Here is an 11921-nt window from a genome sequence, read left to right on the forward strand (position 1 = left end):
AGTGGGCAATGACGCCTGCCGCACACCCCTGGGGTGAGCGACGACGCTCCTCCCCGGCCCCCCTTCCCGGGCCGACGGACACCGATCCGACCGATCTCGTCCGGACCGGTCCACCACATACTTTCCGCCACCGCGCGGAGTCATCGCGCGAAGCCGCCGTGCGCGCGGCACCCATGCCGCGCACCGCCACGAAGCCGCACGCGATGTCCGCATGCTGGAACGGAGTATCCGATTCCCGAGATCCGCTCCATCATGTAACCTGCACCAACTTTCGCACTTCACGCAGAGGGCCAACGTCGTCCCTCGGCACCAGCACATGCCACATGACGACGACGGGAGAGCCGATGCGTACGCCGCGCCAGCCGTCCCAGCACTCCGTGAACGACCGCCCGAGCTGGTCTTTCATGGATGCTCGCCCTGCCGCGCAGGGTATGTACGACCCCCGCGACGAGCACGACGCCTGCGGCGTCGGCTTCGTGGCCACCCTCACCGGTGAGGCGAGCCACGCGCTGGTCGAGCAGGCGCTGACTGTTCTGCGCAACCTCGAACACCGCGGTGCCACGGGCTCCGAGCCCGACTCCGGCGACGGCGCCGGCATCCTCTCCCAGGTCCCCGACGCCTTCTTCCGCGAGGTGGCCGGATTCGAGCTGCCCGCGGCCGGTGCGTACGCCGTCGGTATCGCCTTCCTCCCGGAGGACGGCGCCCAGGACGCCGTCTCGAAGATCGAGACGATCGCGGCCGAGGAGAACCTCACCGTCCTCGGCTGGCGCGAGGTCCCCGTCGCCCCCGAACTGCTCGGTGCCACCGCCCGCTCCACCATGCCGGTCTTCCGGCAGGTGTTCGTCGGTGACGGTGCGAGCGAGGGCATCGCCCTGGACCGCAAGGCGTTCGTGCTGCGCAAGCGCGCCGAGCGCGAGGCCGGCGTGTACTTCCCGTCGCTCTCCGCCCGCACGATCGTCTACAAGGGCATGCTGACCACCGGCCAGCTGGAGCCCTTCTTCCCGGACCTGTCCGACCGCCGCTTCGGCTCGGCGATCGCGCTCGTGCACTCCCGGTTCTCCACGAACACCTTCCCGTCGTGGCCGCTCGCGCACCCGTACCGGTTCGTCGCCCACAACGGCGAGATCAACACCGTCAAGGGCAACCGCAACTGGATGCGCGCCCGCGAGTCCCAGCTGGTCTCCGACCTGTTCGGCGACAGGAACCTGGACCGCGTCTTCCCGGTCTGCACCCCGGACGCCTCCGACTCCGCCTCCTTCGACGAGGTCCTGGAGCTGCTCCACCTCGGCGGCCGCTCGCTCCCGCACTCCGTGCTGATGATGATCCCCGAGGCGTGGGAGAGCCACCGCTCCCTGGACCCGGCCCGGCGCGCCTTCTACCAGTTCCACTCCACGATGATGGAGCCCTGGGACGGCCCCGCCTGCGTCACCTTCACCGACGGCACCCAGGTCGGCGCCGTCCTCGACCGCAACGGCCTGCGCCCCGGCCGCTACTGGGTCACCGACGACGGCCTCGTCGTCCTCGGCTCCGAGGTCGGCGTCCTGGACATCGACCCCGCCAAGGTCGTCCGCAAGGGCCGCCTGCAGCCCGGCCGCATGTTCCTCGTGGACACCGCCGAGCACCGCATCATCGAGGACGACGAGATCAAGGCCGCCCTCGCCGCCGAGCAGCCGTACGCCGAGTGGCTGGAGGCCGGCGAGATCGAGCTGGGCGACCTGCCCGAGCGCGAGCACATCGTCCACACCCACGCCTCGGTCACCCGCCGCCAGCAGACCTTCGGCTACACCGAGGAGGAACTCCGCGTCCTCCTCGCCCCGATGGCCAAGGCCGCCGCCGAGCCGATCGGTTCCATGGGCACCGACTCGCCGATCGCCGCGCTGTCCGCGCGCCCGCGCCTGCTCTTCGACTACTTCACCCAGCTGTTCGCGCAGGTCACCAACCCGCCGCTGGACGCCATCCGCGAGGAACTGGTCACCTCGCTGCGCTCGTCGCTGGGCCCGCAGGGCAACCTGCTCGACCCGACCGCAGCCTCCTGCCGGTCCGTCGTGCTGCCCTTCCCGGTCATTGACAACGACGAGCTGGCCAAGCTCATCCACATCAACGCCGACGGCGACATGCCCGGCATGAAGGCCGCGACCCTGTCCGGCCTGTACCGGGTCTCCGGCGGCGGCGAGTCGCTCGCCGCCCGCATCGACGAGATCTGCGCCGAGGCCGACGCCGCCATAGAGAACGGCGCCCGCCTCATCGTCCTCTCGGACCGGCACTCCGACGCCGAGCACGCGCCGATCCCGTCGCTGCTGCTCACCGCCGCCGTCCACCACCACCTCATCCGCACCAAGCAGCGCACTCACGTGGGCCTGCTGGTCGAGGCCGGCGACGTCCGCGAGGTCCACCACGTCGCCCTGCTCATCGGCTTCGGCGCCGCCGCCGTCAACCCGTACCTGGCGATGGAGTCCGTCGAGGACCTGCTGCGCGCCGGCACCTTCATCGACGGCATTGAGCCCGAGCAGGCCATCCGGAACCTGATCTACGCCCTCGGCAAGGGCGTCCTGAAGGTCATGTCCAAGATGGGCATCTCCACCGTCGCCTCCTACCGCGGCGCCCAGGTCTTCGAGGCCGTCGGCCTGGACGAGGCCTTCGTCGAGAAGTACTTCAACGGCACCGCCACCAAGATCGGCGGCGTCGGCATCGACGTCATCGCCGAGGAGGTCGCCGCCCGCCACGCCAAGGCCTACCCGGCCTCCGGCATCGCGCCCGCGCACCGCGCGCTGGAGATCGGCGGCGAGTACCAGTGGCGCCGCGAGGGCGAGCCGCACCTGTTCGACCCGGACACGGTGTTCCGCCTGCAGCACTCCACGCGCACCGGCCGGTACGACATCTTCAAGAAGTACACGGACCGCGTGAACGAGCAGTCCGAGCGCCTGATGACGCTGCGCGGCCTCTTCGGCTTCACCTCCGACCGGCCCTCGATCCCCGTCGACGAGGTCGAGCCGGTCTCCGAGATCGTCAAGCGCTTCTCCACCGGCGCCATGTCGTACGGCTCCATCTCCCGCGAGGCGCACGAGACCCTCGCCATCGCCATGAACCAGCTGGGCGGCAAGTCCAACACCGGTGAGGGCGGCGAGGACCCGGAGCGCCTCTACGACCCGGCCCGGCGCAGCGCCATCAAGCAGGTCGCCTCCGGCCGCTTCGGCGTCACCTCCGAGTACCTGGTCAACGCGGACGACATCCAGATCAAGATGGCCCAGGGCGCCAAGCCCGGCGAGGGCGGCCAGCTGCCCGGCCACAAGGTGTACCCGTGGGTCGCCAAGACCCGGCACTCGACGCCGGGCGTCGGCCTGATCTCCCCGCCGCCGCACCACGACATCTACTCGATCGAGGACCTGGCCCAGCTGATCCACGACCTGAAGAACGCCAACCCCAAGGCGCGCATTCACGTCAAGCTGGTCTCCGAGGTCGGCGTCGGCACGGTCGCGGCCGGCGTGTCCAAGGCGCACGCGGACGTCGTGCTGATCTCCGGCCACGACGGCGGTACGGGCGCCTCGCCGCTCACCTCGCTGAAGCACGCCGGTGGTCCCTGGGAGCTGGGCCTCGCCGAGACCCAGCAGACCCTGCTGCTCAACGGGCTGCGCGACCGCATCGTCGTCCAGACCGACGGCCAGCTGAAGACCGGTCGCGACGTCGTCATCGCCGCGCTGCTCGGCGCCGAGGAGTTCGGTTTCGCGACCGCGCCGCTCGTCGTCTCCGGCTGCGTCATGATGCGCGTCTGCCACCTCGACACCTGCCCCGTCGGCATCGCCACCCAGAACCCGGTCCTGCGCGACCGCTTCTCCGGCAAGGCCGAATACGTGGTGAACTTCTTCAAGTTCATCGCCGAAGAGGTCCGCGAGCTCCTCGCCGAGCTGGGCTTCCGCTCCATCGAGGAGGCCGTCGGCCACGCCGAGGTGCTGGACGTCGAGCGCGCGGTGAACCACTGGAAGGCGCAGGGCCTGGACCTCAAGCCCCTCTTCCACGTGCCCGACCTGCCCGACGGCGCGGTCCGCCACCAGCTGATCGCCCAGGACCACGGCCTGGAGAAGGCCCTGGACAACGAGCTGATCAAGCTCGCCGCCGACGCCCTGGCCGCCTCGGACGCCACCGACGCCCAGCCGGTGCGCGCCCAGGTCGCCATCCGCAACATCAACCGCACCGTCGGCACGATGCTCGGCCACGAGGTGACGAAGAAGTTCGGCGGCGCGGGCCTGCCCGACGACACCATCGACGTCACCTTCACCGGCTCCGCCGGCCAGTCCTTCGGCGCGTTCCTGCCGCGCGGTGTCACGCTGCGCCTGGAGGGCGACGCCAACGACTACGTCGGCAAGGGCCTGTCCGGCGGCCGGATCGTCGTCCGCCCCGACCGGGGCGCCGACCACCTCGCCGAGTACTCGACCATCGCGGGCAACACCATCGGCTACGGCGCCACCGGCGGCGAGCTGTTCCTGCGCGGCCGTACCGGTGAGCGGTTCTGCGTCCGCAACTCCGGCGCCCTGGTCGTCTCCGAGGGCGTGGGCGACCACGGCTGCGAGTACATGACCGGCGGCCACGCCGTCGTCCTCGGCCCGACCGGCCGTAACTTCGCCGCGGGCATGTCCGGCGGTGTCGCCTACGTCATCGACCTGGACCGCGACAACGTCAACATCGGCAACGTGGACGCCGTCGAGGCGCTGGACGACACGGACAGGCAGTGGCTGCACGACGTGGTGCGCCGCCACGCCGAGGAGACCGGCTCGACGGTCGCCGAGAAGCTGCTCGCCGACTGGGACACGGCCGTGGAACGGTTCAGCAAGATCATCCCCAGCACGTACAAGGCAGTGCTCGCCGCCAAGGACGCCGCCGAGCGAGCCGGTCTCACCGAGACCGAGATCACCGAGAAGATGATGGAGGCGGCGATCAATGGCTGACCCGAAGGGCTTCCTGAACCACGGCCGTGAGGTCGCCAAGACCCGCCCCGTCGAGAACCGCGTCAAGGACTGGAACGAGGTCTACGTCCCCGGCTCCCTGCTGCCGATCATCAGCAAGCAGGCCAGCCGCTGCATGGACTGCGGCATCCCGTTCTGCCACAACGGCTGCCCGCTCGGGAACCTGATCCCGGAGTGGAACGACTACGCCTACCGCGAGGACTGGTCGGCCGCGCAGGAGCGCCTGCACGCCACCAACAACTTCCCGGAGTTCACCGGTCGTCTCTGCCCGGCTCCCTGCGAGTCGGCGTGTGTGCTCGGCATCAACCAGCAGCCGGTCACCATCAAGAACGTCGAGGTCTCGATCATCGACAAGGCGTGGGAGACCGGGGACGTCGCCCCGCAGATCCCGGAGCGCCTGTCCGGCAAGACCGTCGCCGTCATCGGCTCCGGCCCGGCCGGACTGGCCGCCGCCCAGCAGCTCACCCGGGCCGGTCACACGGTCGCCGTCTACGAGCGCGCGGACCGCGTCGGAGGCCTCCTCCGGTACGGCATCCCCGAGTTCAAGATGGAGAAGCGGCACATCAACCGCCGTATCGAGCAGATGCGCGCGGAGGGCACCCGCTTCCGCACGGGCGTCGAGATCGGCCGGGACCTGCTGGCCACGGACCTGAAGAAGCGGTACGACGCGGTCGTCATCGCCGCCGGTGCCACGACCGCGCGTGACCTGCCGGTCCCGGGCCGCGAGCTCAAGGGCATCTACCAGGCCATGGAGTACCTGCCGCTGTCCAACAAGGTCCAGGAGGGCGACTACGTCGTGTCGCCCATCTCGGCCGAGGGCAAGCACGTCGTCGTCATCGGCGGCGGCGACACCGGCGCGGACTGCGTGGGCACCGCCCACCGCCAGGGCGCGGCCTCGGTCACCCAGCTGGAGATCATGCCCCGCCCCAACGAGGAGCGGCACCCGACGAACCAGCCCTGGCCGACCTTCCCGATCCTGTACAAGGTCACCTCGGCCCACGAGGAGGGCGGCGAGCGGATCTACTCCGCCTCCACCACCCACTTCGAGGGCGACGAGGACGGCAACGTGCAGTGGCTGCACCTGGCCGAGGTCGAGTTCGTCGAGGGCAGGCTGACCCAGAAGCCGGGCACCGAGCGGAAGATCCCGGCCCAGCTGGTGACGCTGGCCATGGGCTTCACCGGCACCGACCGCGAGAACGGCCTGGTCGAGCAGTTCGGCCTGGACCTCGACGAGCGCGGTAACATCGCCCGCGACGCCGACTTCCAGACCAACGTGCCGGGTGTGTTCGTCGCCGGTGACGCCGGCCGCGGCCAGTCCCTCATCGTGTGGGCTATCGCGGAGGGCCGCTCGGCCGCCCGCGGAGTCGACCGCCTGCTCGCGGGCGCCAGCGACCTGCCGGCCCCGATCCGCCCGACGGACCGCTCCCTGATGGTCTGACGGCCCCGGATACGTCCCGTACAACGGCGTGCGGAACAAAGACGGCGCCTGCCCAACCGTCCCCGACCGGACAACAGGGCGGGCGCCGTCGCATGTCCGCAGCGCCTTTTGAGGAGCGCGGACTGTCTCAGGCCGCCCCGCCCGTCAGCCCCGTCACCTTCACCCAGGCCAGCACCAGCATCAGCATCAGCATCAGCAGGGCCACGCACACGCCCGCCTGGACGAGGGTGCGGCGGCCGTCCCGGGGCGCGTACGCGTACGCCAGCGTGACCACGCCACCCACCAGCAGCCCGCCGAGGTGGCCCTGCCAGGACGTCGCCCACGCCGAGAGCACCAGCCACAGCAGCAGACCCGTCATGTACTGGTTGACCGCCCGCATGTCGTAGCCCAGGCGGCGGCCCATCACCCAGTACGCGGCCCCCAGCCCGAAGATGGCACCGGAGGCGCCGACGGCCCGGCCGTCCGGCGAGATGAGCAGCAACAGGACCGATCCGCCCAGCGCCGACAGCAGGTACAGCGCGAGGTAGCGGGCCCGGCCCAGCTGCGCCTCCACGACCCGGCCGACGCCCCACAGCGAGACCATGTTCATCACGATGTGCAGCACACCGATGCCCTGGTCGGGCGGCAGGTGCAGGAACGCGCTGGTCAGCATCCGCTCCCACTGACCGCCGGCCACGCCCTCGACGTGCATCGACGCGGGATGGACGGACTGGTACACGTAGTGCGCCCCGTCCGCCCCCTTCAGCCCGATGCCCTGCATCCCGAACCGGTCCACGATCGACGGGCGGGCCAACTCGGCCAGGTAGACGAGGACGTTGAGCCCGATCAGCACGTACGTCACCAGCGGCACCGCGCTGACCCGCCCGCCGAACGCGGTCCGCGCCTGACGCACGGACCGGGCGCCCTCCTTCACGCACTCCACGCACTGGTGGCCGACGGCGGCCTCCCGCATGCAGGACGGGCAGATGAAGCGGTCGCAGCGGGTGCAGCGGACGTGCGACTCCACTCTCGGATGGCGGTAGCAGGTGGTCACGGCGGACTCGGCGGTCACGGCCGGCTCCTCGGGACGTTCGGGGACAGGACGAGCCGGTGGGGACGGCGCCGATCAACATAGCCAACGCCTGTGACAGGAGGGGATGCTGGGGCCCTGATCACGTACGCTCGGCCGGGACAGGTGGACGTGGGGGAGGGGCAGGGGCATGGCCGCGATCAGTCTCAGCAAGGTGGAGGAGACGGCGCCCGCGCTCGCCGGCGCCTACCGGTCGGCGGGGGTCTCCCTGCGCAAGCACGGCCTGGACGGGCTGCGCGCCGCCGTCTACCTCGTCGTCGACTACTCCGGCTCCATGAAGCCCTACTACCAGGACGGCAGCGTCCAGGCCCTCGCCGACCGGGTGCTGGGCCTGTCCGCGCACCTGGACGACGACGGCCGGGTCCCGGTGGTGTTCTTCTCCACGGACATCGACGCCGTCACCGACATCGAACTCGCCGACCACCAGGGCCGTGTCGAGCGGATCGTGGCCGGGCTCGGACACATGGGCAAGACCAGCTACCACCTGGCGATGGACGCCGTCATCGACCACTACCTGGACAGCGGCTCCACCGCGCCCGCCCTGGTCGTCTTCCAGACCGACGGCGGCCCCATCAACAAGCTCGCCGCGGAGCGCTACCTGTGCAAGGCGGCGAAGCTCCCGCTGTTCTGGCAGTTCGTCGGCTTCGGCGACCGGCGCAGCAAGCAGTTCGACTTCCTGCGGAAGCTGGACGAACTGGCCGTGCCCGGCAAGCGGATCGTGGACAACGCCGGGTTCTTCCACGCGGGCCACGAGCCGAGCCGCGTCTCCGACTCCGACCTGTACGACCGTCTCGTCGGCGAGTTCCCGCGCTGGCTGGCGTCGGCCCGCGCCGCCGGGATCGTCCCGTTCACCGGGAACTGAGCCCGTCCGCCAGGACCAGGTCCCGGCACTCGTCGGGCCTGCCCCACGCCGCGAGCAGCGCACGGGCTTTCGTCAGCCACAGCGACAGCCCGTACTCCGCCGTGTACCCGATCGCCCCGTGCAGATGGAGCGCCGTGCGGGCGGTGGTGTACGCCGCCTCGCAGGCCGTCAGCTTGGCGGCGGCCACGTCGGCGGGGCGCATCGTCAGGGCCGCCCCGAAGAGCAGGGGGCGGGCGAACTCCAGCGCGACCTTCGCGTCGGCCAGCTGGTGCTTGACCGCCTGGAACGAGCCGACGGGAACACCGAACTGGGTGCGCTGCCCGACGTACTCCACGGTCCGGTCGAGGAGGGCGCACCCCACGCCGAGGGCCTGAGCGGCGGTGGCCAGGCGTATCCAGCCGAGGGCGCGGCCGGCCGCGGGCGCGGGGGTGAGGAGTTCACCGCCGGGGGCGAGCGGGGTCAGCCGGCGGGCGGGGTCGAGGGAGGCGCGGACCGGGCCGGCGCCCGGGGACAGGCGCAGGCCGTCCGCGGTCAGGGACAGTCGCAGGTCCGCCGAGTCGCCGTCCAGGGCGTCCGTGCCGAAAGCCGCCACCGTCGCCATGGTCTCGCCGGCGGCCAGCCCCGGCAGGAACCGCTTGGCCAGGGCCGGTTCACGGAGCAGCAGGGCGGCGCCGACCGTCTCGGCCAGCGGCCCGGGTACGGCGTGCCGGCCCAGCTCGACGAAGGCGACGGCCAGTTCGACGGGCCGGGCGCCCGCCCCGCCGTACTCCTCCGGCACCGCGAGCGCGAACACGCCCGCGTCGCCGATACGGCGCCACAGCGACCGTCCGGGTCCGTGCTCGCCCCGGCTCCAGTCCCGGACGACCGGCTCGGTCCGCGCCGCTGTGAGCATCGCGCCCAGCGAGTCCGCGAAGGCGCGCTGCTCGGCGTCGAGGAGGAAGCGCATCAGCGGCGTCCCTTCGGCAGGCCGAGGAGGCGCTCGGCGATGATGTCGCGCTGGATCTCGTTGGTGCCGGCGTAGACCGGACCGGCGAGGGAGAACACATAGCCCTCCGCCCAGGCGCTCCCGGCCCGTTCGCCCTCCGCGCCGAGGACGTCGAGCGCCGTCTCGTGCAGCGCCAGGTCGTAGTCGGACCAGAACACCTTGTTCATGCTGGACTCGGGGCCGAGAGAGGCGCCATCCAGGACGCGGGAGGCGGCGGCGTAGGTGAACAACTGGTAGGCGCGGGCGCCGATCAGCGCGTCGGCCACCCGCGCGCGGGCGTCCGCCGGGCCGCCCCGCTCCCGCCACAGCTCGTGCAGCCGGGCGGCGGAGGCGAGGAAGCGGCCGGGGGAGCGCAGGGTGAGCCCGCGTTCGTCTGCCGCCGTGGACATCGCGATCCGCCAGCCCTGCCCCGGTTCACCGATCACGTCCTCGTCCGGCACGAACACCTCGTCCAGGAACACCTCCGCGAACGCCGGCTTGCCGTCGAGGCGGCCGACGGGGCGCACGGTGACGCCGGGCGCCCGGAGGTCGAACATCAGATACGTCAGGCCCTGATGGGGTCTCGGCGTGTCCGGGTCGCTGCGGAACAGGCCGAAGGCCCGGTCGGCGAAGGCGGCCCGGGAGGACCAGGTCTTCTGGCCGCTCAGGCGCCAGCCGCCGTCCGTCCGCACCGCCCGGGAGGTGAGCGAGGCCAGGTCGGAGCCCGCCTCCGGTTCGGACCAGGCCTGCGCCCAGACCACCTCGCCGCGGGCCATCGGCGCCAGCACGCGCGCGCGTTGCTCCGCCGTGCCGTGGGCGAACAGGGTCGGCGCGAGCAGGCTGATCCCGTTCTGCCCGACCCGGCCGGGCGCGCCGGCCGCCCAGTACTCCTCCTCGAAGACCAGCCACGCCAGGAGGGAGGCCGCGCGGCCTGCGAACTCCTCCGGCCAGGACACCACCGACCAGCGGTCCGCGGCCAGTTCGGCCTCCCACGCGCGATGGGCCGCGAAGCCCTCCTCGGTCTCCAGGGAGGGCAGGGGGGTGCGGGGCACGTGCGCCGTGAGCCAGGCGCGGGCCTCGGCACGGAACTCCTCGTCGGCCCCGGAGTGCAGCAGGTCCACGATCGCGGTCACCGTCCTTCCCTCTTCACGACACCGACTTCCCTAACAAGTGTTTGGTAGGTTAGCGTGGCCCCATGACAGGCGTCGAGAGTCCGGCGTACGAGCCCGGACACGAGCTGCTGAAGGGGCGCACCGCCGTCATCACCGCGGCGGCCGGCGCGGGCATCGGCGGGGCGACCGCGCGCCGCTTCCTGGAGGAGGGCGCGCGGGTGCTGATCAGCGACGCCCACACGCGCCGCCTGAAGGAGCACGAGAGCGAACTGGCCCGCCGGTTCCCCGGCGCGGTCACCGCGCTGCCCTGCGACGTCACCGACGAGACCCAGGTGCGGGCCCTGTTCGACGCGGCCGTGCGGGAGCACGGAAGGCTCGACATCGTGGTCAACAACGCCGGCCTGGGCGGCACCGCCGACCTCGTCGACATGACCGACGACCAGTGGTCCCGGGTCCTGGACGTGACCCTGGGCGGCACCTTCCGCTGCACCCGGGCCGCCCTGCGCGCCCTGCGCGGCACCGGCGGCGGAGTCATCGTCAACAACGCCTCCGTCGTCGGCTGGCGCGCCCAGGCCGGCCAGGCGCACTACGCCGCCGCCAAGGCCGGGGTGATGGCGCTGACCCGCTGCGCGGCCGTCGAGGCCGCCGCCTACGGCGTCCGCGTCAACGCCGTGGCGCCCAGCCTCGCCATGCACCCGCACCTGGCCAAGGTCACCTCCGCCGAACTCCTGGACGAACTGACCGAACGGGAGGCCTTCGGCCGGTACGCCGAGCCCTGGGAGGTGGCCAACGTCATCGTCTTCCTGGCGTCCGGCTACTCCTCCTACATGACCGGCGAGGTCGTCGCCGTCAGCAGCCAGCGCGCCTGAGGACGGGCAGACCACAATGGACCCGTGCCGACCAAGAAGAAGCCCCTGGTGACCGCCGCCGCGGAGCGCCGCGGTGAACTCCTCCACACCGCCGCCGAGGTGTTCGCCGAGCAGGGCTACAACGCCACCACCGTCCGGAAGATCGCCGACCAGGCCGGGATGCTCGCGGGCAGCCTCTACTACCACTTCGACTCCAAGGAATCGATGCTGGAGGAGATCCTGCGCACCTTCCTCGACGAACTGTGGAGCGGCTACGACACCGTCCTCGCCGCCGGACTCGGGCCCCGCGAGACCCTGCGGGCCCTCGTCACCGAGTCCTTCCGGGAGATCGACCGGCACCGCGCCGCCGTCGCGATCTACCAGAAGGAGTCCAGACAGCTCGTCGCCCAGGACCGGTTCGCGTTCCTCGCCGAGTCCCAGCGCCGCTTCGAGAAGGCGTGGCTGTCCACGCTGGAACGCGGCGTCGCCGAGCGGGTCTTCCGCGCCGACCTCGACGTCCGCCTCACCTACCGGTTCGTGCGCGACACCGTGTGGGTCGCCGCCTCCTGGTACCGGCCCGGCGGACAGCACAGCCCGGAGGAGATCGCCCGCCAGTACCTGTCGATGGTCCTGGACGGGATCGCCGTACGCACCTGACCGCATGTCCGGA

General features: G+C 71.6%; 8 protein-coding genes. 5 read left to right on the top strand and 3 right to left on the bottom strand.

Annotated features, from left to right (window positions below; translation table 11 throughout):
- Positions 1 to 344 precede the first annotated feature (344 nt).
- Together gltB and DBP14_RS26835 are read left to right on the top strand one after the other, a co-directional pair.
- On the top strand, positions 345 to 4940 hold the full coding sequence (gene gltB / locus DBP14_RS26830) for a glutamate synthase large subunit (RefSeq protein ID WP_206739361.1): 4596 nt from the start codon (positions 345 to 347) through the stop codon (positions 4938 to 4940).
- The gene (locus DBP14_RS26835) at positions 4933 to 6396 is read left to right on the top strand and encodes a glutamate synthase subunit beta (RefSeq protein ID WP_129309675.1); all 1464 of its coding nucleotides are present in this window, start codon (positions 4933 to 4935) and stop codon (positions 6394 to 6396) included. Before gltB ends, DBP14_RS26835 begins: the two co-directional genes overlap by 8 nt.
- A gap of 127 nt (positions 6397 to 6523) precedes the next feature.
- Here the strand turns inward: DBP14_RS26835 and DBP14_RS26840 are convergent, their stop codons facing one another.
- A complete protein-coding gene (locus tag DBP14_RS26840; protein ID WP_129309676.1) occupies positions 6524 to 7447 on the bottom strand; it encodes a rhomboid family intramembrane serine protease in 924 nt (307 codons plus the stop codon).
- Between the two features lie 148 nt (positions 7448 to 7595).
- Here DBP14_RS26840 and DBP14_RS26845 point away from each other — a divergent pair, with 148 nt between their 5' ends.
- Positions 7596 to 8327, top strand: coding sequence for a VWA domain-containing protein (locus DBP14_RS26845; protein ID WP_129309677.1), 732 nt, complete (start codon positions 7596 to 7598; stop codon positions 8325 to 8327).
- Here DBP14_RS26845 and DBP14_RS26850 read toward each other — a convergent pair.
- Positions 8314 to 9273, bottom strand: a complete 960-nt coding sequence (locus DBP14_RS26850) for an acyl-CoA dehydrogenase family protein (protein WP_129309678.1) — start codon at positions 9271 to 9273, stop codon at positions 8314 to 8316. The genes DBP14_RS26845 and DBP14_RS26850 overlap by 14 nt on opposite strands.
- A complete protein-coding gene (locus tag DBP14_RS26855; RefSeq protein ID WP_129312112.1) occupies positions 9273 to 10412 on the bottom strand; it encodes an acyl-CoA dehydrogenase family protein in 1140 nt (379 codons plus the stop codon). Before DBP14_RS26855 ends, DBP14_RS26850 begins: the two co-directional genes overlap by 1 nt.
- A gap of 74 nt (positions 10413 to 10486) precedes the next feature.
- Between DBP14_RS26855 and DBP14_RS26860 the strand changes: the two genes are divergently transcribed.
- Together DBP14_RS26860 and DBP14_RS26865 are read left to right on the top strand one after the other, a co-directional pair.
- Complete coding sequence (locus tag DBP14_RS26860; RefSeq protein ID WP_129309679.1) at positions 10487 to 11272, top strand: SDR family oxidoreductase; 786 nt, start codon at positions 10487 to 10489, stop codon at positions 11270 to 11272.
- 24 nt (positions 11273 to 11296) lie between these two features.
- Positions 11297 to 11908 (top strand): TetR/AcrR family transcriptional regulator, encoded by a 612-nt coding sequence (locus DBP14_RS26865; RefSeq protein ID WP_129309680.1) that lies wholly within the window; start codon positions 11297 to 11299, stop codon positions 11906 to 11908.
- Positions 11909 to 11921 lie beyond the last annotated feature (13 nt).

Source organism: Streptomyces sp. L2 (assembly GCF_004124325.1).
Lineage (GTDB): Bacteria > Actinomycetota > Actinomycetes > Streptomycetales > Streptomycetaceae > Streptomyces.